18 protein-coding genes and 1 pseudogene are annotated in these 26,000 nt (G+C 58.2%); 12 read left to right on the top strand and 7 right to left on the bottom strand.

All coding sequences use genetic code 11. The features are described from left to right. Positions 1-42: 42 nt before the first annotated feature. Positions 43-432 carry a hypothetical protein gene (locus UTO39_RS17005; protein WP_320727641.1) on the bottom strand — a complete coding sequence of 130 codons (390 nt, stop codon included), beginning with the start codon at positions 430-432 and terminating at the stop codon, positions 43-45. A 321-nt stretch (positions 433-753) separates the two neighbouring features. Further along, a complete protein-coding gene (locus UTO39_RS17010) occupies positions 754-1,803 on the bottom strand; it encodes an AI-2E family transporter (RefSeq protein ID WP_041911893.1) in 1,050 nt (349 codons plus the stop codon). A gap of 109 nt (positions 1,804-1,912) precedes the next feature. Here UTO39_RS17010 and UTO39_RS17015 point away from each other — a divergent pair. After that, positions 1,913-3,165, top strand: a pseudogene (locus tag UTO39_RS17015) (MFS transporter). A gap of 4 nt (positions 3,166-3,169) precedes the next feature. On the opposite strand, the gene UTO39_RS17020 reads toward UTO39_RS17015, so the two are convergent. Further along, complete coding sequence (locus UTO39_RS17020) at positions 3,170-3,727, bottom strand: DcrB family lipoprotein (protein WP_028014694.1); 558 nt, start codon at positions 3,725-3,727, stop codon at positions 3,170-3,172. 72 nt (positions 3,728-3,799) lie between these two features. Beyond that, positions 3,800-4,465, bottom strand: a complete 666-nt coding sequence (locus UTO39_RS17025; RefSeq protein ID WP_028014693.1) for a 7-cyano-7-deazaguanine/7-aminomethyl-7-deazaguanine transporter — start codon at positions 4,463-4,465, stop codon at positions 3,800-3,802. A 167-nt stretch (positions 4,466-4,632) separates the two neighbouring features. Here UTO39_RS17025 and tusA point away from each other — a divergent pair, with 167 nt between their 5' ends. Continuing rightward, on the top strand, positions 4,633-4,875 hold the full coding sequence (tusA, locus tag UTO39_RS17030) for a sulfurtransferase TusA (RefSeq protein ID WP_008503071.1): 243 nt from the start codon (positions 4,633-4,635) through the stop codon (positions 4,873-4,875). Between the two features lie 104 nt (positions 4,876-4,979). Here the strand turns inward: tusA and yhgN are convergent, their stop codons facing one another. Then, positions 4,980-5,573 carry an NAAT family transporter YhgN gene (yhgN, locus tag UTO39_RS17035; RefSeq protein WP_003861574.1) on the bottom strand — a complete coding sequence of 198 codons (594 nt, stop codon included), beginning with the start codon at positions 5,571-5,573 and terminating at the stop codon, positions 4,980-4,982. A 177-nt stretch (positions 5,574-5,750) separates the two neighbouring features. Between yhgN and asd the strand changes: the two genes are divergently transcribed. From asd to glgP, 6 genes are all read left to right on the top strand, one after another. Continuing rightward, the gene (gene asd / locus UTO39_RS17040) at positions 5,751-6,854 is read left to right on the top strand and encodes an aspartate-semialdehyde dehydrogenase (protein ID WP_061096847.1); all 1,104 of its coding nucleotides are present in this window, start codon (positions 5,751-5,753) and stop codon (positions 6,852-6,854) included. A gap of 231 nt (positions 6,855-7,085) precedes the next feature. Continuing rightward, on the top strand, positions 7,086-9,272 hold the full coding sequence (gene glgB, locus UTO39_RS17045) for a 1,4-alpha-glucan branching enzyme (protein WP_320727643.1): 2,187 nt from the start codon (positions 7,086-7,088) through the stop codon (positions 9,270-9,272). Further along, positions 9,269-11,242 carry a glycogen debranching protein GlgX gene (gene glgX / locus UTO39_RS17050; protein ID WP_320727644.1) on the top strand — a complete coding sequence of 658 codons (1,974 nt, stop codon included), beginning with the start codon at positions 9,269-9,271 and terminating at the stop codon, positions 11,240-11,242. The genes glgB and glgX overlap by 4 nt, the downstream gene beginning before the upstream one ends. Before the next feature lie 17 nt (positions 11,243-11,259). Then, entirely contained in the window at positions 11,260-12,555 is a 1,296-nt protein-coding gene (glgC, locus tag UTO39_RS17055; protein WP_028014690.1) for a glucose-1-phosphate adenylyltransferase, read from the top strand. Further along, positions 12,555-13,988 (top strand): glycogen synthase GlgA, encoded by a 1,434-nt coding sequence (gene glgA, locus UTO39_RS17060; RefSeq protein ID WP_061096850.1) that lies wholly within the window; start codon positions 12,555-12,557, stop codon positions 13,986-13,988. The genes glgC and glgA overlap by 1 nt, the downstream gene beginning before the upstream one ends. An 18-nt stretch (positions 13,989-14,006) precedes the next feature. Further along, entirely contained in the window at positions 14,007-16,454 is a 2,448-nt protein-coding gene (gene glgP, locus UTO39_RS17065; protein WP_061096851.1) for a glycogen phosphorylase, read from the top strand. A gap of 110 nt (positions 16,455-16,564) precedes the next feature. Here glgP and glpD read toward each other — a convergent pair whose 3' ends face one another. Continuing rightward, positions 16,565-18,073, bottom strand: a complete 1,509-nt coding sequence (gene glpD, locus UTO39_RS17070) for a glycerol-3-phosphate dehydrogenase (protein ID WP_048957380.1) — start codon at positions 18,071-18,073, stop codon at positions 16,565-16,567. A 188-nt stretch (positions 18,074-18,261) separates the two neighbouring features. Here glpD and glpE point away from each other — a divergent pair, with 188 nt between their 5' ends. From glpE to UTO39_RS17085, 3 genes are read left to right on the top strand one after another with little or no spacing between them, the layout of a single operon-like run. Then, positions 18,262-18,594: a thiosulfate sulfurtransferase GlpE gene (gene glpE, locus UTO39_RS17075; RefSeq protein WP_028014686.1), complete on the top strand. Its 333-nt coding sequence runs from the start codon at positions 18,262-18,264 to the stop codon at positions 18,592-18,594. Between the two features lie 47 nt (positions 18,595-18,641). After that, entirely contained in the window at positions 18,642-19,472 is an 831-nt protein-coding gene (gene glpG / locus UTO39_RS17080) for a rhomboid family intramembrane serine protease GlpG (protein WP_045259371.1), read from the top strand. Positions 19,473-19,488: 16 nt separating this feature from the next. Next, positions 19,489-20,247: a DeoR/GlpR family transcriptional regulator gene (locus UTO39_RS17085; protein WP_061096854.1), complete on the top strand. Its 759-nt coding sequence runs from the start codon at positions 19,489-19,491 to the stop codon at positions 20,245-20,247. A 61-nt stretch (positions 20,248-20,308) separates the two neighbouring features. Here the strand turns inward: UTO39_RS17085 and malT are convergent, their stop codons facing one another. Continuing rightward, positions 20,309-23,014, bottom strand: coding sequence for an HTH-type transcriptional regulator MalT (malT, locus tag UTO39_RS17090; protein WP_061096855.1), 2,706 nt, complete (start codon positions 23,012-23,014; stop codon positions 20,309-20,311). Positions 23,015-23,599: 585 nt separating this feature from the next. On the opposite strand from malT, the gene malP reads away from it, so the two are divergent. Continuing rightward, positions 23,600-25,993, top strand: a complete 2,394-nt coding sequence (gene malP / locus UTO39_RS17095) for a maltodextrin phosphorylase (RefSeq protein WP_320727645.1) — start codon at positions 23,600-23,602, stop codon at positions 25,991-25,993. The last annotated feature ends 7 nt before the right edge of the window (positions 25,994-26,000 follow it).

Raw genomic sequence — 26,000 nt, forward strand, 5'->3', positions numbered from 1 at the left:
ATGAGGTTATCGGGCCATGTCCGGCCCGACTTTAGAAAAATATTACAGCGCGGCGCCCGCAGAGAGGTTCAGCTGAATATCATGGTCGAGGTTGTTCACCCAGCGGTTATAATTTTTGTGAATTTTACCGTCTGCCGCTTTCAGGTTCAGGCTGCTTTCGTAATTAATTGAATAGCTTGTCGCAGAGTAGGGAATACGCACCTGGACCGAGTGATCGCGTGCCTGCAAACGGCCCTTAATAACGCCCGGGCCCGCTTCCGTCATGATCCAGTCACGCTTCTGGCCTGCTTTCAAAATGGCGGTTTTCACCTGATCGGCAGTATGACCCGCGCCCACGAAAGAGTGAACCTGAGCGATAGGGGCGGTACGCGCACAGCCAGCCAGTGCGCCAACGAATACGGCAGCAGCGCACCATTTAACGATCTTTTTCATCAACAACTCCATATCAATAATAACAATTAAAGGTAGTCTTTTTTACAAACAAGCATCACCAGGCTTATGGATTAAGTCAGGTGTGTGTTTAATCAATATTAATGTTTACATTACGTCGTCGCTAAGGCGGGGTATAATATCACGCAAAATAATTAATCATTCCGTTTTTTTTAATTTGCTTTAAGGGGCTTGTTGCATTTAAGCGAAATCTGGGCGAGTTGATAAAAAACGGAATGAATAAGCCTTAACGCAAATAAAAATACCGCGACGGTGAGCGTCGCGGTATTTGACGGTATAAACCAGCTCACAAAGAAGGATACGTTACCCCGGCAACCGGCTTTTCGGCCGCCCCGGCCCAAGCAGGATCGCCAGCTTGCTGCCCCCTTTGGTGGTTTCCATCCAGATTTTACATACGCTGGTCAGCGGGACCGAGAGCAGCATGCCGACCGGGCCCAGCAGCCATCCCCAAATCAGCAAGGATAAAAACACCACCAGCGTCGACATGCCCAGCCGGTGCCCCATCATGCGCGGTTCAAGAATGTTGCCCAGCACCATATGCACGACGAGGAACAGCGCCCCGACCAGCATGCATTCGTAGAAACCGTTAAACAGAAACGCCTGGATCATCGGCGGCACGGCGGAAAGCACCGCGCCGATATTCGGCACGTAGTTCAGCAGAAACGCCAGCACCCCCCACATCAGCGCGAACTGGACGTCCATCAGCATCAGCCCCAGCCAGACGATAATCCCGGTCCAGACGCTCAGCAGCGTTTTCAGCGCCAGATATTTAGAGACGCCCTTTAAGGCGCGGTGCAGGCCGGCAATGTGTATTTGCGGATTATTTAAAGCAAAGCGCAGCTTATATGGAACATGGCGCACTTCGAACAGCATAAACACCACCGTCATGACCAGCAGCAAAATGCTGGCCATCGCGCCGGAAAGACCGGTCATCAGCGTGGTGGCGTAGGTCATGACCTTCTCGGAATCCATCCTGCGCAGCATCCGTTCTGGCGAAATATGCAGGTTAAGAAAGGGCATCATCTCCTGCAGCGCGACGATCTTACGCGTCAGCTCTTTATTGTACTGCGGCAGCATGGTGGAGAATTCGCTCAGCGATGCCGCCAGTACGCCGAAGAGCGCCGTCAGGCCAATCAGCATCACAATAACCACGATGGTGATGGCCACCGGGCGGCTCACGCCCCGGCGTAAAAACCAGGTCACCAGCGGATTGAGGACAATGGCAAAAAAGAGCGCCAGCAGGAGCTGGACGATAATGTCAGCGGCAGCATGAATGCCCGCAAGGATAACCACCAGACAGGCGAGTTTTAATAAGATATGGAGCCCTGCTTTATCGGGCTGGGGAGCTAACATGCGCGTTCCTTAATATGATGACCCGTTAAGTGTAGTGCCTGGGGGCCGCTTCGTCTGGCACCGATAATCTGAAAGTCGGGGCTGATTTTCTTATTGCGCCGTGGTAATAGTGAAACACTGTTGCAAAAATTCAGGTAGAACCCCATGCCCGAACCTGCCGCCGAACCGGCGCTGAGCGGATTGCGCCTCAATCTGCGTATTGTTTCCGTCGTTATTTTCAACTTTGCCAGCTATCTGACGATCGGCCTGCCGCTGGCGGTGCTGCCGGGCTACGTCCATGACGTGATGGGTTTTAGCGCGTTCTGGGCTGGGCTGGTCATCAGCCTGCAGTATTTCGCCACGCTCCTCAGCCGCCCGCACGCCGGGCGCTACGCCGACCTGTTCGGCCCCAAAAGCATCGTGGTGGTGGGATTATGCGGCTGTTTCCTGAGCGGCCTGAGCTACCTGCTGGCCGCAGCTACCGGCGCCTGGCCGCTGGTCAGCCTGGCGCTGCTGTGCCTGGGCCGCGTCATTCTCGGGTTTGGGCAAAGCCTGGCGGGAACCGGCTCGACGCTATGGGGTGTGGGGGTTGTCGGTGCGCCGCACATTGGCCGGGTGATCTCCTGGAACGGGATTGTCACCTACGGGGCGATGGCGCTCGGCGCGCCGCTTGGCGTGGCCTGCTATGCCTTCGGCGGGCTGTATGGCCTGTCGCTCACCATTATGGCGGTCGCGCTTGTGGCGATACTGTTTGCGCTGCCGCGCCCGAAGGTGAAGGCCAGCAAGGGCAAGCCGCTGCCGTTTCGGGCCGTGCTGGGGCGCGTCTGGCCGTACGGCATGGCGCTGGCTCTGGCGACCACAGGCTTCGGCGTGATTGCGACCTTCATTACCCTGTTTTATGACGCCAAAGGCTGGGAGGGCGCGGCCTTTGCGTTAACCCTCTTTAGCGGAGCGTTCGTAGGCGCACGCCTGCTTTTCCCGAACGGTATTAACCGTCTGGGCGGGCTGAACGTGGCGATGATCTGCTTTGCGGTAGAGATTGTCGGGCTGCTATTAACCGGCATCGCCAGCGCGCCCTGGATGGCGAAAATTGGCGTCTTCCTCGCAGGGGCCGGTTTCTCGCTGGTCTTCCCGGCGCTGGGCGTGGTGGCGGTTAAAGCGGTGCCGCAGCAGAACCAGGGGGCGGCGCTGGCGACCTATACGGTATTTATGGATATGTCTTTAGGCATTACCGGGCCGCTGGCGGGGCTGGTGATGGCCTGGGCGGGGGTACCGGTGATCTATCTCGCCGCGGCGGGCCTGGTGATAATTGCCCTGCTGCTGACGTGGCGGCTAAAAAAATGGCCCCCGGTGCAGGCACCGGAGGCCACGTCATCGTCGTGAAGGGTTACTGGATCACGATGGTGTTAATGATGTTTTCAGCAGCCGTCTGCGCTTTCTGCTGATCTTCCGCTGGCAGGGTGATCTGCAGGGTCAGCAGTTTGTTATCAACCTTGCCCAGCACCACAGAAGACCAGGCGGTCTGGCCTTTTGCGGAGATGATGCTGTCCAGCTGCTGCAGCTTGTGGCCTTTCAGCTCGATGGATTTATTGGTTACCACCTGAAGCTGCGGATCGCGGCCGCGCTGCTGGTCTTCCAGACGTTTGGACAGGACGGCCAGGTCTTCGCTGGTGTCGTCGCCCACAATCACAATGACCGCTTTCTGGCCGGTTGCGTCGGAGTAAACGTGCATATTGTTCGCCTGGGTGCCCAGCTTGCCGCTCTGGTCAGTCATATCGGCTGGCAGAGAGAAACTGAGTTTGCCATCCATCAGATTCACCGGCTGACCGGTCGCGTTGCTCTCTGCGGATGCGCCCTGAGCAGGCGTTTTCGTGTCGCTGTTATCACAGGCTGCAAGACCCACAACCAGCAGGCCAATCCCGACATATTTAACCAGATTGCGCATTGACTTCTTCCTTTCGATAAACGGCCATAGCGGCTCATTCACCCATCTTATCACAACTGATAAAGCGAACCCTTAACCAGCCTGCAATGCGGTGATTTCAGATTTATCTGCCAGCCTTTTCAGCAGCATATTCAGCAGCACGCCGTACATAGGCAGGAAGAAGACAATGCTGATGAGCACCTTGAAGCAGTAGTCCACCAGCGCGATCTCCATCCAGTGCTCGGCCATAAAGGCATCCGGGCTGCGCCAGAAGGCGATGAAGAAGAAGGCCAGCGTATCGCTCACGTTGCCGAACAGCGTGGACGCGGTCGGCGCCATCCACCAGCGGTGATTCTGACGCAGGCGGTTAAACACGTGCACGTCGAGGATCTGCCCCAGCGCGTAGGCCATAAAGCTTGCCGCGGCGATACGGGCGACAAACAGGTTGAAGTGGGTTAGCGCCTCAAAGCCCTGCCAGCTTCCCATGTAAAACAGGGAGGAGATCACGTACGAGATGAACAGCGCCGGAAGCATGACCGCAAAGATAATGCGGCGCGCCAGCGGTGCGCCAAAGATACGCACGGTCAGATCGGTGGCGAGGAAAATAAACGGAAAGCTGAACGCGCCCCAGGTGGTATGAAAACCAAAAATGGAGATAGGGAGCTGTACCAGATAGTTGCTGGAGGTGATCACCAGCAAATGGAAAAGCGAAAGCCAGAACAACGCTTTTACGCGCTGTGATTCAGAGAACTGCGTCATATTGTGACCTTTTTATACGTTGGGGTGAGGGAACCCAATAAAAACCGCAGCATGATACTGCTTTGGCTGGACATTGCAATGGTTAGTTTTTGCGCAATCGTTAACCTGGTTTGCATTGCCCGCGCCGGGGCGTAAACTACAGCCGTTTTTACCTGACCGAGAAGATCATGACCGACCTGTTTTCCAGCCCAGACCACACCCTCGATGCCCAGGGCCTTCGCTGCCCGGAGCCGGTAATGATGGTACGTAAGACCGTGCGTAACATGCAGACCGGTGAAACGCTGCTGATTATTGCCGACGATCCGGCCACCACGCGCGATATTCCCGGTTTTTGTACCTTTATGGAGCATGAGCTGGTGGCGCAGCAGACCGAGGCGCTGCCGTATCGGTATTTGATTCGTAAGGGGTAGGTGGGCAGATTTCTGCGGCCTGATGCCCTCACCCCGGCCCTCTCCCACGGGGAGAGGGAGCAAACACTAAAAACGGCAATCTTAGATTGCCGTTTTGCGTTTACCTAGCCCTTCATCCACGCCCGGATCCCGTCCAGGAACATCTGCGTTGCCATCATCACCAGAATCAGCCCCATCAGACGCTCCAGCGCGTTCACCCCTTTCTCACCCAGCAGGCGCAGGAACAGCGACGACTGCAGCAGGATGATAAACGTCCCGCCCCAGGCGATCAGCAGGGCAATCACCAGATGGCTCATCTGGTTCGGATACTGATGCGACAGCAGCATCAGCGTCGCCAGAATCGTCGGCCCGGCGACGAGTGGGATCGCCAGCGGTACAATAAACGGCTCTTCACCTGCGGGCAGGCCGCTGCTGCTGCCTTCCGCGCTCGGGAAGATCATCTTAATGGCGATCAGGAACAGAATAATCCCGCCGGAAATCGAAACCGTTTCGGCGCGCAGGTTCAGGAAGGCGAGAATTTTTTCACCGGCAAACAGGAAGATAAACATCACCAGCAGGGCAATAAGCAGCTCGCGGATCATGATCGCCCGGCGACGCTTCGGCTCGGTGTGTTTCAACACCGACATGAAGATTGGCAGGTTGCCCAGTGGATCCATTATCAGGATCAATAAAACCGCTGCTGAAATGATTTCACTCATGTAAATTATCCCTGAAACTCTCTATGGTTATTATGATAATTAGCTGTATTTCTGATTGCCGGGCAATCATCGATTAATTTCGCTTGCGACTTTGGCAGCATTTTGTAATGTGAAGCATATCCCAGTTCAATACTGGCTTGCACAATCAGCACACACCCTCAGCAGGAAAAAAATGCTATGAAAAACGTTGGTTTTATCGGCTGGCGCGGTATGGTCGGCTCTGTACTCATGCAACGCATGGTTGAAGAGCGCGATTTCGACGCTATCCGCCCGGTCTTCTTCTCCACTTCCCAGCTCGGCCAGGCTGCTCCGTCCTTTGGTGGTACCACAGGCACGTTGCAGGATGCTTACGATCTGGAGGCGTTGAAGGCACTTGATATTATTGTGACCTGCCAGGGCGGCGATTATACCAACGAAATCTATCCAAAGCTGCGTGAAAGCGGCTGGCAGGGCTACTGGATTGACGCGGCTTCTTCGCTGCGCATGAAAGACGATGCCATCATTATTCTCGACCCGGTTAACCAGGGCGTCATCACCGACGGCCTGAACAACGGCGTGAAAACCTTTGTTGGCGGCAACTGCACCGTCAGCCTGATGCTGATGTCCCTCGGCGGCCTGTTCGCGCAGGATCTGGTGGAGTGGGTCTCCGTGGCGACCTACCAGGCCGCGTCCGGCGGCGGCGCGCGCCACATGCGCGAGCTGCTGACCCAGATGGGCCAGCTGCACCACAGCGTTGCGGCCGAGCTGGCAAACCCGGCGTCCGCTATTCTCGATATCGAGCGTAAAGTCACCGAGCTGACCCGCAGCGGCGAGCTGCCGGTGGACAACTTCGGCGTACCGCTGGCCGGTGGCCTGATCCCGTGGATCGACAAACAGCTGGACAACGGCCAGACCCGCGAAGAGTGGAAAGGCCAGGCTGAGACTAACAAAATTCTTAATACCGCGTCGGCGATCCCGGTTGACGGTCTGTGCGTGCGTATCGGCGCGCTGCGCTGCCACAGCCAGGCCTTCACGATTAAACTGAAAAAAGATGTGTCTATTCCGACCGTGGAAGAGCTGCTGGCCGCGCACAACCCGTGGGCGAAAGTGGTGCCAAACGATCGCGATATCACCATGCGTGAACTGACCCCGGCTGCCGTTACCGGCACGCTGACCACGCCGGTTGGCCGTCTGCGCAAGCTGAACATGGGGCCGGAGTACCTCTCCGCGTTCACCGTCGGCGACCAGCTCCTGTGGGGCGCCGCCGAACCGCTGCGCCGCATGCTGCGCCAGCTGGCGTAATAATTTGTTAACTACCGGGGGTGATTTTCACCCCCTTTTTTTTGCGTAATACATGGAGTAACGCGCGTATGTCTTATTTTTATCAGGAGTCATGTAGAGCGTTGGCTATGCTTTAAGGAAGAGTCATTTCTTACCTGAGGTTAGGACGGGACTAAGTGGATGCCCGTTCAGGTCACATTAAAGTCGTCCCAGGCGCTAAAAAAGGACGACATAAAAAACAGGATGAATACCATGTCCGATCGTGTGGATAGAGACGTGATTAATGCGCTTATTGCGGGTCACTTTGCCGACCCCTTTTCCGTGCTGGGGATGCACCATACAGAGGCCGGGCTGGAAGTCCGGGCGTTGTTACCGGATGCCACCGAAGTCTGGGTCATTGAGCCCAAAACCGGCCGCAAGGTGGGCAACCTGGAGTGCCTCGACTCGCGCGGCTTCTTCTCGGGCGTCATGCCCCGCCGTAAAAACCCCTTTCGCTATCAGCTCGCCGTTATCTGGCACGGCCAGCAAAACCTGATTGACGATCCCTACAGCTTTGGCCCTCTGCTGAAAGAGATGGATGCCTGGCTGCTCTCCGAAGGCACTCATCTTCGCCCTTATGAAACGCTGGGTGCCCATGCGGATACCATGGACGGAATTACCGGCACGCGCTTTGCCGTGTGGGCGCCTAACGCCCAGCGCGTCTCCGTTGTCGGGCAGTTCAACTACTGGGACGGTCGCCGCCACCCGATGCGCCTGCGCCGAGAGACGGGCATCTGGGAGCTGTTTATCCCCGGGGCGCATAACGGCCAGCTCTACAAATTCGAAATGATCGACGCGCACGGCAAGCTGCGCATTAAAGCCGACCCGTATGCCTTCGAGGCGCAGATGCGCCCGGATACCGCGTCGCTGATTTGCGGCCTGCCGGAGAAGGTCGTCCAGACGGAGGAGCGTAAGCAGGCCAACCGCTTTGATGCGCCGATCTCCGTTTACGAAGTGCATCTCGGCTCCTGGCGCCGCCACACCGATAACAACTTCTGGCTCAGCTACCGGGAGCTTGCCGACCAGCTGGTGCCGTACGCCAAATGGATGGGCTTTACCCACCTTGAGCTGCTGCCGGTTAACGAGCATCCGTTCGACGGCAGCTGGGGCTATCAGCCCACCGGGCTGTACGCCCCGACGCGCCGCTTCGGCACGCGGGATGACTTCCGCTATTTCATTGATGCCGCGCACGCCGCCGGGCTGAACGTGATCCTCGACTGGGTGCCGGGCCATTTCCCGTCGGATGATTTTGCGCTGGCAGAGTTCGACGGCACGAAGCTGTACGAGCACAGCGACCCGCGAGAAGGCTATCACCAGGACTGGAACACGCTGATCTACAACTACGGTCGCCGTGAAGTCGCCAACTACCTGGTCGGGAACGCGCTGTACTGGATAGAACGGTTTGGCATTGACGCCCTGCGCGTGGATGCGGTGGCGTCGATGATCTACCGCGACTACAGCCGCAAAGAGGGGGAGTGGATCCCGAACGAGTATGGCGGTCGTGAAAACCTGGAAGCGATTGAGTTCCTGCGCAATACCAACCGCATTATCGGCGAGCAGGTGGACGGCGCCGTGACCATGGCGGAAGAGTCGACGGACTTTGCGGGCGTCTCCCGCCCTCCGTCATCAGGCGGCCTGGGCTTCTGGTACAAGTGGAACCTGGGCTGGATGCACGACACGCTCGACTACATGAAGCTCGACCCGGTTTATCGTCAGTATCACCACGATAAGCTCACCTTCGGACTGCTCTACAACTACACCGAAAACTTCATGCTGCCGCTGTCGCACGATGAAGTGGTGCACGGCAAAAAATCCATTCTCGACCGCATGCCGGGCGACGCGTGGCAGAAGTTTGCCAACCTGCGCGCCTACTACGGCTGGATGTTTGCCTTCCCGGGCAAAAAGCTGCTGTTTATGGGCAATGAGTTCGCCCAGGGGCGCGAGTGGAACCACGACTCAAGCCTCGACTGGCATCTGCTGGAAGGCGGCGATAACTGGCACCACGGCGTGCAGCGCTTGGTGCGCGACCTGAACCTGACCTACCACCACCACAAAGCGCTGCACGAGCTGGACTTCGACCCGTACGGCTTTGAGTGGCTGGTGGTGGACGACCACGAGCGTTCGGTGTTTGTCTTTGTGCGTCGCGATAAAGCGGGCAACGAGATTATCGTCGCCAGCAACTTCACGCCGGTGCCGCGCGAACACTACCGCTTCGGCATCAACCAGCCGGGCAAATGGCGCGAGATCCTGAATACCGATTCCATGCACTACCACGGCAGCAACGCCGGTAACGGCGGGCTGGTGCAGAGCGATGCGATTGAAAGCCACGGGCGTCCAAACTCCCTGAGCCTGACGCTGCCGCCGCTTGGCACCATCTGGCTGATGCGGGAGGGCGAATGACGCAGCTTTCGGCAGGTAAACCCGAACCGCTCGGCGCGAGCTTTGACGGAAAGGGGGTGAACTTTACGCTCTTTTCTGCTCACGCGGAGCGGGTGGAGCTCTGCGTGTTTGACGGGGAAGGTAACGAGCACCGTTACGATTTACCGTCCCGCACGGGAGACATCTGGCACGGTTACCTGTCCGGCGGGCGTCCGGGAATGCACTACGGTTTTCGCGTCCACGGCCCGTGGGAGCCTTCTCAGGGGCACTGGTTTAACCCGGCAAAGCTGCTGATTGACCCGTGCGCGCACCGCGTGGACGGCGAGTTTAAAGACGACCCGCTTTTCCACGTCGGCTACGGCGAACCGGACCACCGCGACAGCGCGCCCGTCGCGCCCAAAAGCGCGGTGGTGCACGATCTCTACGACTGGGAAGACGATACCCCGCCGCGCACGCCGTGGGGCAACACCGTCATCTATGAAGCGCACGTCAAAGGGCTGACCTACCTGCACCCGTCGATCCCCAAAGAGATGCGCGGCACCTATCAGGCGCTTGGGCATCCGACCATGGTCGCTTACCTGAAGCATTTGGGCATCACGGCCCTGGAGCTGCTGCCCGTGGCGCATTTCGCCAGCGAGCCGCGCCTGCAGCGCCTGGGGCTGAGCAACTACTGGGGCTACAACCCGCTGGCGATGTTTGCCCTGGAGCCGCGCTATGCCGCGCATCCGGAGAAGGCGCGGGATGAGTTTCGCGACGCGGTGAAGGCGCTCCACGCCGCGGGAATTGAGGTCATTCTGGACGTGGTGCTGAACCACAGTGCGGAAAGCGATCTTGACGGTCCGACGCTCTCACAGCGCGGAATCGATAACCGTAGCTATTATTGGATCAGGGAATATGGCGATTACGAGAACTGGACCGGCTGCGGTAACACCCTCAACCTCAGTCATCCGGCGGTCACGCATTACGCGTACGAGTGCCTGAAATACTGGGTAGAGACGTTCCACGTGGACGGTTTTCGTTTCGACCTGGCGCCCGTGATGGGGCGCACGCCAGCGTTCAGCCAGCAGGCGCCGCTGTTTGAGGCGATCAAGAACTGCCCGGTGCTCTCGCAGGTGAAGCTCATCGCAGAGCCGTGGGACATCGGTGAGGGCGGTTATCAGGTGGGGAACTTCCCACCGCTGTTTGCCGAGTGGAACGACCACTACCGAGATGCCATCCGCCGCTTCTGGCTGGCGCGCGATCTGTCACTGGGCGAGTTCGCCGGACGTTTTGCTGGTTCAAGCGATCTCTTTAAGCGCAACGGCAAACGTCCGTCGGCCACCGTTAACCTGGTGACGGCGCACGATGGCTTCACGCTTCGCGACTGCGTTTGTTTCAATCAGAAACACAATGAGGCAAACGGTGAGGAGAATCGCGATGGGACTAACAATAACCATAGCTTTAACCATGGTATAGAAGGGTTAGGCGGAAGTCTGGATGTGATCGAGCGGCGACGCGCCAGCGTTCATGCGCTGCTGACGACGCTTTTGCTGTCGCAGGGCACGCCGATGCTGCTGGCGGGCGACGAGCACGGCCACAGCCAGCACGGTAACAACAACGCCTATTGCCAGGACAACACCTTAACCTGGCTCGACTGGGGAGAGGCGAACAGCGGATTGACCCATTTCACCGCGGCGCTGATCCACCTTCGCCAGCAGATCCCCGCCCTTACCGCCGACAGCTGGTGGGAAGAGGGCGACGGCAACGTTAGCTGGCTGAATAAAGACGCGCAGCCGTTAAGCGCGCAAGAGTGGCAACACGGCATCACCTGCCTGCAAATCCTGCTCTCGGATAAGTGGCTGGTGACGCTGAACGCGACGGATGACGTCGCAGAGATTGTTTTACCTGACGGGGAGTGGCGAGCTGTTCCCCCCTTTGCCGGAGCGGATAATCCGGTAGTAATGGCTGTCTGGCACGGGCCTGCGCACGGAGTGTGCGTATTCCAAAGATGATAAAAAAGGAGTTAGTCATGGTTAGATTAGAGAAGAACGATCCGTTAATGTTGGCACGCCAGCTACCATTAAAAACCGTTGCCCTGATACTCGCGGGCGGGCGTGGTACCCGTCTGAAAGATTTGACCATCAAGCGCGCCAAGCCGGCCGTTCACTTTGGTGGTAAGTTCCGCATTATCGACTTTGCGCTCTCAAACTGCCTGAACTCGGGCATTCGCCGCATTGGCGTCATTACGCAGTATCAGTCGCACACCCTGGTGCAGCATATCCAGCGCGGCTGGTCATTCTTCAGCGAAGAGATGAACGAGTTTGTCGATCTGCTCCCGGCGCAGCAGCGCGTTCACGGTGAGAACTGGTATCGCGGCACGGCGGATGCCGTGACCCAGAACCTCGACATCATTCGCCGCTACAGCGCGGAATACATCGTGATCCTCGCGGGTGACCACATCTACAAGCAGGATTACTCGCACATGCTGATCGACCACGTCGAAAAAGGGGCGCGCTGCACCGTGGCGTGTCTGCCGGTGCCCGTTGCCGAGGCGACGGCGTTTGGCGTGATGCACGTGGATGCGGACGACAAGATTATCGACTTCGTTGAAAAACCGGCGAACCCGCCAACCATGCCGGGGGATGACACCAAATCGCTCGCCAGCATGGGGATCTATGTCTTTGATGCAGATTATCTTTATGAGCTGCTGGAAGAAGACGACAAAGACGAAAGCTCCAGCCACGACTTCGGTAAAGACATCATCCCGAAAATTACCAAAGCTGGCATGGCCTATGCACATCCTTTCCCATTGTCCTGCGTGCAGTCCGACCCGAATGCGGAGCCTTACTGGCGCGATGTGGGAACCCTGGAAGCGTACTGGAAAGCCAACCTCGATCTGGCGTCCGTGACGCCTGAGCTGGATATGTACGACCAGAACTGGCCGATTCGTACCCACATGGAATCCCTGCCGCCGGCGAAGTTTGTTCAGGACCGCTCCGGCAGCCACGGCATGACGCTGAACTCGCTGGTCTCCGGCGGGTGCATCATCTCCGGTTCGGTGGTGGTGCAGTCCGTGCTGTTCCCACGCGTGCGTATAAACTCATTCTGTAATATCGATTCGGCGGTTCTGCTGCCGGATGTCTGGGTAGGGCGTTCGTGTCGTCTGCGTCGCTGCGTGATCGACCGCGCCTGCGTCATTCCTGAGGGAATGGTGATTGGTGAAAACGCGGAAGAAGACGCGCGTCGCTTCTACCGTTCTGAAGAGGGGATCGTGTTAGTCACACGGGAAATGTTGCGGAAGCTGCAGATCAAACAGGAGCGATGATGCAGGTTTTACACGTATGTTCTGAGATGTTCCCGTTGTTAAAAACGGGCGGCCTGGCGGATGTTCTTGGTGCATTACCCGCGGCGCAAATCGCTGGCGGGGTGGATACCCGAGTCCTGCTGCCCGCCTTCCCGGATATCCGGCGCGGCATACCTGACGCAAAGGTCGTGACCCGCCGTGAAACGTTTGCCGGACGCATCACCCTGCTGTTTGGGCATTACAACGGCGTAGGGATCTACCTGATCGACGCGCCGCACCTGTACGACCGTCCGGGCAGCCCGTATCACGATACGAACCTGTTCGCCTATACCGACAACGTGCTGCGCTTTGCGCTGCTCGGCTGGGTGGGGGCGGAGATGGCCGTCGGGCTGGATCCGTTCTGGCGTCCGGATGTGGTGCACGCGCACGACTGGCACGCCGGGCTGGCGCCTGCGTATCTGGCGGCAAAAGGGCATCCGGCAAAATCGGTGTTTACGGTCCACAACCTGGCGTATCAGGGCATGTACTACGCGCATCATATGAATGACATCGATCTGCCATGGTCGTTCTATAACATGCACGGGCTGGAGTTCAACGGGCAAATTTCGTTCCTGAAGGCCGGGCTGTACTACGCCGACCACATCACGGCGGTGAGCCCCACCTACGCGCGTGAAATCACCCAGCCGGAGTTTGGCTACGGTCTGGAAGGATTGCTGCAGCAGCGCCACCGTGAAGGCCGCCTGTCGGGCATTCTGAATGGCGTGGATGAGCAGATCTGGAGCCCGGAAACCGATCTCCTGCTGGCCGCGCGCTATGGCCGCGACTCCGTAGAAGACAAAGCGGAAAACAAACGCCAGCTGCAAATTGCGATGGGGCTGAAGGTCAACGACAAGGTGCCGCTGTTTGCGGTGGTCAGCCGCCTGACCAGCCAGAAGGGGCTGGATCTGGTGCTGGAGGCGCTGCCCGGTTTACTGGAGCAGGGCGGGCAGCTGGCGCTGCTCGGCGCGGGCGACCCGGTGCTGCAGGAAGGGTTCCTCGCCGCCGCCGCGGAACATCCGGGGCAGGTGGGCGTGCAGATTGGCTATCACGAAGCGTTCTCGCACCGCATTATGGGCGGCGCGGACGTGATTCTGGTGCCGAGCCGTTTCGAACCTTGCGGCCTGACGCAGCTCTACGGCCTGAAATACGGCACGCTGCCGCTGGTGCGCCGCACGGGCGGGCTGGCGGATACGGTGTCGGATAGCTCTCTGGAAAACCTGGCGGACGGCATCGCCAGCGGGTTTGTCTTTGAAGACAGTAATGCCTGGTCGCTGCTTCGGGCGATTCGGCGTGCTTTCGTCTTGTGGTCCCGTCCATCCCTGTGGCGTTACGTTCAGCGTCAGGCGATGTCCATGGACTTTAGCTGGCACGTTGCGGCGCAGTCGTACCGCGATCTCTATCAACGCTTGATGTAACGAGGCGAAGTTACTGATATGAACGCTCCATTTAGCTACTCTTCACCCACGCTCAGCGTTGAGGCGTTAAAGCACTCCATCGCCTACAAGCTGATGTTCACCATCGGGAAAGATCCGGTCATCGCCAACAAGCACGAGTGGCTGAACGCCACCCTGTTTGCGGTGCGTGACCGCATGGTCGAACGCTGGCTGCGCTCTAACCGCGCCCAGCTTTCGCAGGAGACGCGGCAGGTTTACTACCTGTCGATGGAATTTTTGATTGGCCGCACCCTCTCCAACGCGCTGCTGTCGCTCGGTATCTACGACGACGTTAAAACCGCGCTGGAAGAGATGGGGCTGGATTTAGAAGAGCTGATTGACGAAGAGAACGACCCGGGGCTGGGCAACGGGGGGCTGGGGCGTCTTGCCGCCTGCTTCCTCGACTCGCTGGCGACGCTGGCGCTGCCGGGCCGCGGGTACGGCATTCGCTACGACTACGGCATGTTCAAGCAGAACATCGTTGATGGCCGTCAGAAAGAGTCTCCGGACTACTGGCTGGAGTACGGCAACCCGTGGGAATTCAAGCGCCACAACACGCGCTACAAGGTGCGCTTTGGCGGGCGTATCCAGCAGGAAGGGAAAAAATCCCGCTGGGTGGAAACCGAAGAGATCCTCGCCGTGGCCTATGACCAGATCATCCCCGGCTACGACACCGATGCGACCAACACGCTGCGCCTGTGGAACGCCCAGGCGAGCAGCGAGATCAACCTCGGTAAATTTAACCAGGGCGACTACTTTGCGGCGGTGGAAGATAAAAACCACTCCGAGAACGTCTCCCGCGTGCTGTACCCGGATGATTCAACCTACTCCGGGCGCGAGTTGCGCCTGCGTCAGGAGTATTTCCTCGTCTCCGCGACGATTCAGGACATCCTCAGCCGCCACCATCAGCTGCACAAAACCTACGCCAACCTGGCGGAGAAAACCGCGATTCACCTCAACGACACCCACCCGGTGCTCTCCATCCCCGAGCTGATGCGCCTGCTGATCGACGAGCATAAGTTCAGCTGGGACGACGCGTTTGAGGTGACGTGCCAGGTGTTCTCCTACACCAACCACACCCTGATGAGCGAAGCGCTGGAGACCTGGCCGGTGGACATGCTCGGCAAAATTCTGCCGCGCCACCTGCAGATTATCTTCGAGATCAACGACTACTTCCTCAAGACGCTGCAGGAGCAGTACCCGAACGATACCGGCCTGCTGAGCCGTGCCTCGATCATTGATGAATCCAACGGTCGTCGCGTGCGCATGGCCTGGCTGGCGGTGGTGATCAGCCACAAGGTCAACGGGGTGTCCGAACTGCACTCGAACCTGATGGTGCAGTCCCTGTTCGCTGACTTCGCGAAGATCTTCCCGACGCGCTTCTGCAACGTCACTAACGGCGTCACGCCGCGCCGCTGGCTGGCGCTGGCCAACCAGCCGCTCTCCGACGTGCTGGATGAGAATATCGGCCGCACCTGGCGCACCGATTTGAGCCAGCTGAGCGAGCTTAAGCAGCATATTGATTTCCCGACGGTGAACAAGGCCGTGCGGGAAGCCAAGCTCCTCAACAAGAAGCGTCTGGCGGTCTGGCTGGCAATGCACCTCAACGTGGTCGCAAACCCGAAGGCGCTGTTTGATGTGCAAATCAAGCGCATCCACGAGTACAAGCGTCAGCTGATGAACGTGCTGCATGTGATCACCCACTACAACCGCATTAAGGCCGATCCGACCGCAGAGTGGGTGCCGCGCGTGAAGATCTTCGCCGGTAAGGCGGCTTCCGCCTACTACATGGCGAAGCACATCATTCATCTCATCAACGACGTGGCGAAGGTGGTGAACCAGGATCCGGAGATTGGCGACAAGCTGAAGGTGGTATTCATCCCGAACTACAGCGTCAGCCTGGCGCAGCTGATCATCCCGGCGGCAGATCTCTCCGAGCAGATCTCCACGGCGGGAACGGAAGCGTCCGGCACCAGTAACATGAAGTTTGCCCTTAACGGCGCGCTGACCATCGGCACCCTGGACGGGGCGAACGTCGAGATGCTGGAGCACGTAGGGGAAGAAAATATCTTTATCTTCGGTAATACCACTGAAGAAGTGGAGGCGCTGCGCAGGAAAGGCTACTCCCCGCGTGAGTTCTACGAAGGGGATGAGGAGCTACGTCAGGTCCTGACGCAGATTGCGACCGGCGTGTTCAGCCCCGAAGAGCCGGGCCGCTATCGCGATCTGGTGGATTCGCTGATTAACTTTGGCGACCACTACCAGGTGCTGGCGGATTATCGCAGCTACGTGGACTGCCAGGATAAAGTGGACGAGCTGTACCGCCAGCAGGAGAAGTGGACCAGCGCGGCGATGCATAACATCGCCAACATGGGGTATTTCTCGTCTGACAGGACCATCAAGGAGTATGCCGAGAATATCTGGCATATTGATCCGGTGCGGTTGTAAAAACAACCCCTCACCCCAGCCCTCTCCCCGAACGGGAGAGGGTGTTAAAGTCCCCTCTTCCCTTTGGGGAGAGGGTTAGGGTGAGGGGGCATCAGCCCGCACCGATCGTATTAAGACGCCAGCGAAAGCTCACGCTTTCCCGCATGCTGCTGCAGCCACTGCGCCACGCGAGACTGCTGCTCGGCGTTAAGCCACATCCCTTCTTTAGTACGACGCCAGATGGCATCTTCCAGGCGGCGAACCCACTCGTGCTCGACCAGGTAGCGCAGCTCGGCCTCGTACAGCTCGTGGCCGAAATGTTCACCCAGATCGGCAAGCGATTTCGCGTCGCCCAGGAACAGCTCGGTATTGCTGCCGTAGGTGCGGGCGTAGTGGCGCGCCATCCCTTCGGTAATGAACGGGAAGCGACGGCGCAGCTTCGCGGCGTAATCGTCGCGGTTTCCGCCGATATCTCCGCCGGGCAGTACCGCCTCTTTGGTCCACGCCGGGCCAATACCTTTATAGTACGGCGCCAGTTTTTCCAGCGCGTGCTCGGCCAGCTTGCGGTAGGTGGTCAGCTTGCCGCCAAACACCGACAGCAGCGGTGCCTGACCGTCTACGTCGTGTATATCGAGCGTGTAGTCGCGGGTGATGGCCTGCGGTGAGTCAGACTCGTCATCGCACAGCGGACGCACGCCGGAGTAGGTCCAGACCACGTCATCGCGTGACAGCTGTTTCTTAAAGTGCGCGTTATACACTTTCAACAGGTAGTTCACTTCGCTCTCGTCGATCTCAACGTTTTTCGGATCGCCTTTGTACTCCACGTCGGTAGTGCCGATGATCGAAAACTCGTCCATCCACGGGATTACAAACACGATGCGTTTATCTTCGTTTTGCAGAATGTAGGCCTGCTTCTGGGTATGCACGCGCGGCACCACAATGTGGCTGCCTTTGATCAGGCGGATGCCGTACGGGGAAGGCAGGTGCATGCCGTCGTCGAAGAACTGCTTCACCCACGGGCCGGTGGCGTTCACCAGGCCGCGCGCTTTCCAGCTGAATTTTTCGCCGGTATCAATGTCTTCCGCTTCGACAATCCACAGGCCGTTTTCACGACGGGCGGCGGTCGCGCGGGTACGGGTTTTCACCTCGCCGCCTTTCTTCTCTACCATCTGCGCATTCGCCAGCACCAGGCGCGCATCGTCAACCCAGCAGTCGGAATATTCGAAACCGCGCACGATTTCAGGCTTAAGAACCGATTCTGAGCCAAAACGCAAACCGTTCGAACCCGGCAGGCTGGTGCGTTTACCCAGGTGATCGTACATAAACAGGCCGATGCGGATCATCCACGCCGGACGCAGGTGCGGGCGGTGAGGCAGGCGGAAGCGCATCGGGATCGCCAGATGCGGAGCCATTTTCAGCAGCACTTCGCGTTCGGCCAGCGCTTCACTGACCAGGCGGAATTCGTAGTGTTCCAGGTAGCGCAGGCCACCGTGGATCAGCTTGGAGCTGGCGGACGACGTCGCGCAGGCGAGATCGTTAGCTTCCAGCATCAGCACGGATAAACCGCGTCCTGCGGCATCAACCGCAATACCGGCACCGTTGATGCCACCGCCTATCACAATCAGATCTTTGGTTTCCATAACACCCTCATGCACTTTCGTTAAAGCTCAAAAATGTTCGATATCGCTCATAATAGCAAAGGAACGCGCTTTTGGTAACATCAAAAAAACAATTTAGAGTGATATGGATAACATAATGGCGTTTACCCGCCGCCAGGACGTACACTACGGGGTAAAATCTTGTCGTTGACCACTGTAAAGAGAGCACCATGGATCAGTTTGAATGTATTAACGTAGAAGAAGCCCACCAGAAGATGCACCAGGGAAAAGCGGTGCTGGTGGACATCCGCGACCCGCAGAGTTTTGCGATGGGCCACACGCCGGGCGCGTTCCATCTCACCAACGACACGCTGGGCGCGTTTATGCGCGATAACGACTTCGAAACGCCGGTCATGGTCATGTGCTACCACGGCAACAGCAGCAAAGGCGCGGCGCAGTACCTGATTCAGCAAGGCTATGACGCGGTATACAGCGTCGACGGCGGCTTCGATGCCTGGCATCGTCATTTCCCGGCAGAAGTGGAATACGCGTTTGAGCGCTAATCCCGCTATACTGTCCCCTTTTGTGTGGAAATAAGCGACCGCTGCCCATGTTGATGATCACCTCTTTTACCAACCCGCGCGTCGCCCAGGCGTTTGTCGACTATATGGCGACGCAGGGCGTTATTCTGACCATTCAGCAACATACTCAGACCGACGTCTGGCTGGCCGACGAGAGCCAGGCTGGGCGGGTCAACGAGGAGCTGGCGCGTTTTCTTGAGAACCCTGGCGACCCGCGCTATCTGGCGGCCAGCTGGCAATCCGGCCAGACCGGCAGCGGGCTGCACTACAGCCGTTTTCCCTTCCTTGCCACGATTCGCGAGCGCGCGGGCCCGTTTACGCTACTGCTGATGGCGGCCTGCATTATCGTCTTCATTATTATGAACGTGGTGGGCGACCAGAGCGTGATGATCGCGCTGGCGTGGCCGTATGACCCGTCGCTGGATTTTGACGTCTGGCGCTACTTTACCCACGCGCTGATGCACTTTTCGGTGATGCACATCCTCTTTAACCTGCTGTGGTGGTGGTATCTCGGCGGTATTGTTGAGAAGCGGCTCGGCAGCGGCAAGCTGATTGTCATCACCGTGATTAGCGCCCTGCTGAGCGGCTATGTGCAGCATAAATTCAGCGGCCCGTGGTTCGGCGGGCTGTCGGGTGTCGTCTACGCTCTGATGGGCTACGTCTGGCTTCGCGGGGAGCGCGACCCGGAAAGCGGCATCTATTTACAACGCGGATTAATAGCCTTTGCGTTAATATGGCTAATTGCCGGATGGTTTGATCTGTTTGGTATGTCTATCGCCAATGGTGCACACGTCACCGGCCTCGCGGTCGGGCTGGCAATGGCGCTTGCCGACACGCTCCATGCGCGAAAACGAACATAATTCTCAGGGATAATTGATGAAACAAACACAACGTCATGACGCCATTATCGAACTGGTCAAAAAGCAGGGATACGTCAGCACCGAAGAGCTGGTCGAGCAGTTTGCCGTCAGCCCGCAAACCATCCGTCGTGACCTGAACGATCTGGCCGATCAGAACCGTATTTTGCGCCACCACGGCGGCGCGGCGCTGCCGTCCAGCTCGGTCAACACCTCCTGGCACGACCGTAAAGCCACGCAGACGGCAGAGAAAGAGCGTATTGCGCGTAAAGTGGCGAGCCAGATCCCGAACGGGGCAACGCTGTTTATTGACATCGGCACCACGCCGGAAGCGGTCGCCCATGCCCTGCTGGATCACGAGAACCTGCGCGTGGTGACCAACAACCTGAACGTCGCCAACACCCTGATGCAGAAAGACGATTTCCGCATCATCCTCGCGGGCGGCGAGCTGCGCAGCCGCGACGGTGGGATCATCGGCGAAGCGACGCTCGATTTTATCTCTCAGTTCCGTCTCGACTTCGGCATCCTGGGGATCAGCGGCATCGACACCGACGGCTCACTGCTGGAGTTTGACTACCACGAGGTGCGCACCAAGCGCGCGATTATTGAGAACTCACGTCACGTGATGCTGGTGGTGGACCATTCGAAGTTTGGACGTAACGCGATGGTGAACATGGGCAGCATCAGCATGGTGGATGCGGTCTACACCGACGTGATGCCGCCGGCGGGCGTGATGCAGGTGATTAAAGATAATAATGTGCAGTTAGAGTTGTGTTGAAAAGCCTTTCCCCCTCTCCCTGTGGGAGAGGGTCGGGGTGAGGGCATCAGGCCGCAGGGATCTACACCCCGTACCCCATCATCTTCAACAGCTGCTGCGCATGCTGCACCGCGTCCTGACGGTGCGCCACGCCCAGTTTCTGATACAGATTTCGGATGTGCGTTTTGATGGTGGTTGCCGCCACCGCCAGCTCTCCGGCAATCTGCTCGTTGCTGTAGCCTGAATAGATCAGCCCCAGCACCTGCCATTCGCGCTGGGTGAGCGGGCTGGTGCGGATAAGTTCCGGCACTTCCGGGTGGTTCAGCAGGCGTTCAACAAAGTTCTCGTCGAAATGCGCAAACTTGTGGCGATGATGCTGGTTAATCTCGCGCAGGATGCGCTGGGCGCGATGCTGATCCAGCTCCGGCAGCGTGTTGAGCTGAATCAGCTGGCGCAGCTGCTGCGCCATCACTTCACCTTCAATCACGAAGTGGCTAATAAACCCGGTGCGGTTCGCCAGCTGCAGGGCTTCCAGCAGCACGCGCTGGGCGTCGTTTTTGCGCCCCGCCTGCCAGTAAAGCTGGTTTAACAGCAGCAGGTTGCGGTTCAGATCGCTCATCAGACGCAGGCTGCGGGCGTTTTCGTTTAACTCTTCCAGCACAATTTCGGCAGGCTCAAAGTCACCCAGCAGGATCTGCACGCGGGCAATGTTGCGCCACTGGCTTTGCAGGAAGTGGTTATTGGCAAATTCTGGTTTAGGCGTCTGACGCAGCCAGTTGGCGGCGGATTTTTTGTCCCCCGTCATCTGCCAGTAAATCACCCGAACCTTGTCGGCGTTCGATACCCAGTCGCTGTGGTACTGACCGTTTCCGAGCAGGTTTTCCAGACGGTTAAGGTGATTGCGGGCGTTATCCAGATCGCCGCGCGCCAGCGAGCACTGCACCAGCAGGGCCAAACACTGCAACTGCTGCTGAGGCTGGAAGCCAGAGAGCACGTTCACACCCTGACGGGCGCAGCTTTCTGCTTCATCCAGACGCGACCATGCCCACAGCAGCTGAGCGCGAATACGCAACAGGAACTCGTGCATCGGCAGCTGTTCCAGGTGCTGTTCACGAATCAGCTGGAACGCTTTTTCCTGATTTTCCCAGGCGGCCTGCAGGAACCCCTGCGCGAATAAAATCTCGCTTTGCTGGATCAGGCTCCACAGGGCGTAGTGCCAGACATCATGGCGGCGCGCCATCTGCTCGGTTTGCTGCATCAGCGAAAGGGAGCGCGTCAGCTCGCCCTTGCAGTGCAGCACTTCGCCGTGTACCGAGGTGGCCACAATCCGGCTGTAGAAATTTGCCAGCGGCAGTTCATCCAGCGCGACCATCGCCAGCCGTTCCGCTTCATCCGCATCGCCGTCGTTAATCGCGACCTGCGCCCGCAGGGCGTTAAATTCGCCGTGCAGGGTGATATCCATTTCGCTTTCCATCTCCTGCTCAGCGCGCGCCAGCAGGGTATTCACTTCGCTGTAGCGGTGCTGGCTCTGCATCAGCCAGGCCTGGAGCAGCACCAGGCGCGGGTTCTCCAGCAGGCTCTCCCACGGCAGGGCTTTCAACGACTCTTCCAGCAGCGTCAGTTCGCTGTGGTTGAACAGCCCCCACGCGTGGTTAAGCAGGATATCGCGCAGCATGCTGGCGTCACCGGCGGCAAGCGCGTGGTGAATGGCTTCGCTCGGGAAGCCTTGCGCCATCCAGCTTTCGGCGGCGGCGCGGTGGATTTCCGGCAATTCCGTTGCCAGCTCCCACTGGCAGCGCTGGCGCAGGAAGCTGCCAAACAGCGGGTGGTAGCTGAACCACTCGCCGGGGTCGTCCATGCGCGTCAGGAACAGGCCCTGACGTTCAATCTCTTCCAGCTGCAGCTGACCGTTCTCACAGCCTGTTACGCGCACAATCAGCGCGTCGTTCATGGAGCGCAGCAGGGAGCTTTTCAGCAGGAAATTGCGGGTGGAGGGATCGACGCTGTTCAGCACCTCATCCACCAGGTAATCCGAAAGATGGCTGGCGTTGATGCCGGCCAGACGACGCGCAGACTGGTGCGTCGGGCTGTTGTTTTGCCGGGCAGAGAGGGCAATCAGCTGTAGCGCCGTGGCCCAGCCCGCGACGTCATCACACAGGCGGCTGCTTTCAGCGGCCTCAATCGGCGAGGTAAGGCGGCAGTCAAAGAACTGTTTTGCTTCCTGGTGGGTAAAGGCCAGCTGCTGGCTGCCCACTTCCAGAAGCTGATCGCGCACGCGCAGGTTGGCGATCCCCAGCTGCGGCAGGTTGCGTGACAGCACCACTAAGGTCAGGTTTTCCGGCTGATGGCGCAGGAAGAAGCGCATCGACTCGTGGATAACCGGGTTCGTGATCAGATGATAGTCATCAATCACCACGTACAGCGGGCGATGCCATTCGGCCAGTTCGATAAACAGCTGAGAGAAAAGTGAGGACAGGCTGGCGTACTGGCGCTTTTGCACCATTGCCTCGCTGGCGACGCAGTGTCCGTTGGTTGCCTGTTGAATAGCGGCAATCAGATAGCTGGCAAAACGCTCTTGCTGGTTATCGCCCTCATCAAGGGAGTACCAGCCAAGATCGCTCTTACCTGCGGCCCATTGCGAAATGAGCGTTGTTTTTCCATAACCTGCAGGGCTCGTAACCAGCGCCAGTCGGAAATTATGCGCGCCGGAAAGTTTAGCCAACAGACGCTCGCGGACCACTGTATGGTCAAGACGAACCGGGCGACTTAATTTAGACGGAATCAACATAGGTTTCACTTCACTGTGGGGAACGAGAGAATTTATTTTTTTTGCGCTTCGTAATTAATAGCTATAAGGTCGGTCAGAAAGAGAACTATTGCAAGTTATGTCTGGCTTTTGTGGCTCTGAATTTGCACTCTGTCACAAAACATTCCGGCCAGTACTGGAACTTTTTTGAAAAGGCTTTGATGCCGCGTCAATGCTGGCTTGTATGGCTGTCGCACGGCTGGGCTGAAACTGGTTTCAGAAAGGTATAATGACGTCGAATTTAATAAACTGCGGGTAAAGTTGAGCGGGATTAATAATCTCCTTAGGTGTGACACGATTGCTGAAATATTATTCTCCGTAAGCAATCATTTCCGCGCGGATTAATTTCATCCGAAACCGCATTTCATTTCTTTGACATTCTCCCCGGTTACTTTTTTATCTTCCGGGCACACTCCGGCTATGCTCTCAGAGTGGCCTCGATCACACTTTTACGCTCATCCCCGCTACTCCTCCCTGTCTAATCCCCCACGGGAGGAGGAAGAGGGGAAATGAGCCAGGCACACTAGCGCCAACTTGTGTTTTCTTTCTAAAGGATGCCGATCCCCTATGTCACAGCCTACCTTCAACAAAGCTCAATTCCAGGCTGCCCTGACGCGTCAGTGGCAGCGTTTTGGCCTTCATGCTGCAAACGAGATGACGCCTCACCAGTGGTGGCAGGCGGTGAGCGGGGCGCTCGCAGAGCAGCTGGATGCTCAGCCCGTGGCGAAGCCCGTCAAAGGCCAGCGTCACGTTAACTATATCTCGATGGAATTCCTGATTGGCCGTCTGACCGGCAACAACCTGCTGAACCTCGGCTGGTATCAGGAGGTGGGTGACGTGCTGAAAGAGCACGACATTAACCTGACCGACCTGCTGGAAGAAGAGATTGACCCGGCGCTGGGCAACGGCGGTCTGGGCCGTCTGGCGGCCTGTTTCCTTGACTCTATGGCAACGGTCGGCCAGTCGGCGATTGGCTATGGCCTGAACTACCAGTACGGCCTGTTCCGTCAGTCGTTTGCCGACGGCCATCAGATGGAAGCGCCGGACGACTGGCACCGCAATACCTACCCGTGGTTCCGCCACAACGCGCAGCTGGACGTGCAGGTCGGCATCGGCGGGAAAGTGACGAAGCAGGGGCTCTGGGAACCGGCGTTTACCATTACCGGTGAAGCCTGGGATCTACCGGTGCTCGGCTACCGTAACGGCGTGGCGCAGCCGCTGCGTCTGTGGCAGGCGAAGCACGCGCATCCGTTCAACCTGACCAAATTCAACGACGGCGATTTCCTGCGCGCCGAGCAGCAGGGCATCGACGCCGAGAAGCTGACCAAAGTTCTCTACCCGAACGACAACCATCTGGCGGGTAAAAAGCTGCGTCTGATGCAGCAGTACTTCCAGTGCGCCTGCTCCGTGGCGGACATTCTGCGCCGTCATCACCTGGCGGGCCGCAAGCTGGCACTGTTGCCGGACTTCGAAGTGATTCAGCTGAACGACACGCACCCGACCATTGCCATCCCGGAACTACTGCGCGTGCTGATCGACGAGCATCAGCTGAGCTGGGACGACGCCTGGGCCATCACCAGCCGCACCTTCGCCTACACCAACCACACCCTGATGCCGGAAGCGCTCGAGTGCTGGGATGAGAAGCTGGTGAAAACGCTGCTGCCGCGCCACATGCAGATCATCAACAAGATTAACGACCAGTTTAAGGCGCTGGTGGAGAAAACCTGGCCGGGCGACAAAGCCGTCTGGGCCAAGCTGGCGGTGGTGCACGACAAACAGGTGCGCATGGCGAACATGTGCGTGGTGAGCGGCTTTGCGGTGAACGGCGTGGCGGCGCTGCACTCCGATCTGGTGGTGAAAGACCTGTTCCCGGAATATCACCAGCTGTGGCCGACCAAATTCCACAACGTAACCAACGGCATCACGCCGCGCCGCTGGATCAAGCAGTGCAACCCGCTGCTGGCCGGCCTGCTGGACAAGACCCTGAAGAAAGAGTGGGCCAACGATCTGGACCAGCTGATTAACCTTGAAAAATACGCCGACGACGCGAAGTTCCGCGAGCAGTACCGTGCGATCAAGCTGGAGAACAAGGTTCGCCTGGCCGAGTTTGTGAAGATGCGTACCGGAATTGAGATCAACCCGAATGCCATTTTCGATATTCAGATCAAGCGCCTGCACGAGTACAAGCGTCAGCACCTGAACCTGCTGCACATTCTGGCGCTGTACAAAGAGATCCGCGAGAACCCGCAGGCAGACCGCGTGCCGCGCGTGTTCCTGTTCGGTGCGAAGGCGGCGCCGGGCTACTACCTGGCGAAAAACATTATCCTCGCCATCAATAAGGTAGCGGCGGCGATCAACAGCGATCCGAAAGTGGGCGACAAGCTGAAGGTGGTGTTCCTGCCGGACTACTGCGTCTCGGCGGCTGAAATGCTGATCCCGGCGGCGGATATCTCCGAGCAGATCTCGACCGCAGGGAAAGAGGCGTCCGGTACTGGCAACATGAAGCTGGCGCTGAACGGCGCGTTGACCGTCGGCACGCTGGACGGTGCGAACGTCGAAATCGCCGAGAAGGTCGGTGAAGAGAACATCTTTATCTTCGGCCATACTGTTGAAGAAGTGAAAGCCATCAAGGCCAAAGGCTACGACCCGGTGAAATGGCGTAAGAAAGACAAAGTGCTGGATGCGGTGCTGAAAGAGCTGGAGAGCGGCAAATACAGCGACGGCGACAAGCACGCGTTTGATCAGATGCTGCACAGCATGGACAAACACGGCGGCGACCCGTACCTGGTCATGGCGGACTTCACGGCCTACGTTGAAGCGCAGAAACAGGTCGACGTGCTGTACCGCGACCAGGAGGCGTGGACCCGGGCGTGCATTCTGAACACCGCGCGCTGCGGCATGTTCAGCTCTGACCGCTCAATCCGTGATTATCAGGTCCGTATCTGGCAGGCAAAACGCTAAGGAAGCG

The organism is Enterobacter sp. 118C5 (assembly GCF_034107645.1).
GTDB classification, from domain to species: domain Bacteria; phylum Pseudomonadota; class Gammaproteobacteria; order Enterobacterales; family Enterobacteriaceae; genus Enterobacter; species Enterobacter nematophilus.

Bases quoted from the DNA above. Each gene is read 5' to 3' on its own strand.
- UTO39_RS17010 (WP_041911893.1), bottom strand. From the start codon at position 1,803: ATGTTAGCTCCCCAGCCCGATAAAGCAGGGCTCCATATCTTATTAAAA.
- tusA (WP_008503071.1), top strand. From the start codon at position 4,633: ATGACCGACCTGTTTTCCAGCCCAGACCACACCCTCGATGCCCAGGGC.
- UTO39_RS17020 (WP_028014694.1), bottom strand. From the start codon at position 3,727: ATGCGCAATCTGGTTAAATATGTCGGGATTGGCCTGCTGGTTGTGGGT.
- glgP (WP_061096851.1), top strand. From the start codon at position 14,007: ATGAACGCTCCATTTAGCTACTCTTCACCCACGCTCAGCGTTGAGGCG.
- glgC (WP_028014690.1), top strand. From the start codon at position 11,260: ATGGTTAGATTAGAGAAGAACGATCCGTTAATGTTGGCACGCCAGCTA.
- malT (WP_061096855.1), bottom strand. From the start codon at position 23,014: ATGTTGATTCCGTCTAAATTAAGTCGCCCGGTTCGTCTTGACCATACA.
- UTO39_RS17085 (WP_061096854.1), top strand. From the start codon at position 19,489: ATGAAACAAACACAACGTCATGACGCCATTATCGAACTGGTCAAAAAG.
- glpE (WP_028014686.1), top strand. From the start codon at position 18,262: ATGGATCAGTTTGAATGTATTAACGTAGAAGAAGCCCACCAGAAGATG.
- glgB (WP_320727643.1), top strand. From the start codon at position 7,086: ATGTCCGATCGTGTGGATAGAGACGTGATTAATGCGCTTATTGCGGGT.
- glpG (WP_045259371.1), top strand. From the start codon at position 18,642: ATGTTGATGATCACCTCTTTTACCAACCCGCGCGTCGCCCAGGCGTTT.
- yhgN (WP_003861574.1), bottom strand. From the start codon at position 5,573: ATGAGTGAAATCATTTCAGCAGCGGTTTTATTGATCCTGATAATGGAT.
- glgA (WP_061096850.1), top strand. From the start codon at position 12,555: ATGCAGGTTTTACACGTATGTTCTGAGATGTTCCCGTTGTTAAAAACG.
- asd (WP_061096847.1), top strand. From the start codon at position 5,751: ATGAAAAACGTTGGTTTTATCGGCTGGCGCGGTATGGTCGGCTCTGTA.
- UTO39_RS17005 (WP_320727641.1), bottom strand. From the start codon at position 432: ATGAAAAAGATCGTTAAATGGTGCGCTGCTGCCGTATTCGTTGGCGCA.
- glgX (WP_320727644.1), top strand. From the start codon at position 9,269: ATGACGCAGCTTTCGGCAGGTAAACCCGAACCGCTCGGCGCGAGCTTT.
- malP (WP_320727645.1), top strand. From the start codon at position 23,600: ATGTCACAGCCTACCTTCAACAAAGCTCAATTCCAGGCTGCCCTGACG.
- UTO39_RS17025 (WP_028014693.1), bottom strand. From the start codon at position 4,465: ATGACGCAGTTCTCTGAATCACAGCGCGTAAAAGCGTTGTTCTGGCTT.
- glpD (WP_048957380.1), bottom strand. From the start codon at position 18,073: ATGGAAACCAAAGATCTGATTGTGATAGGCGGTGGCATCAACGGTGCC.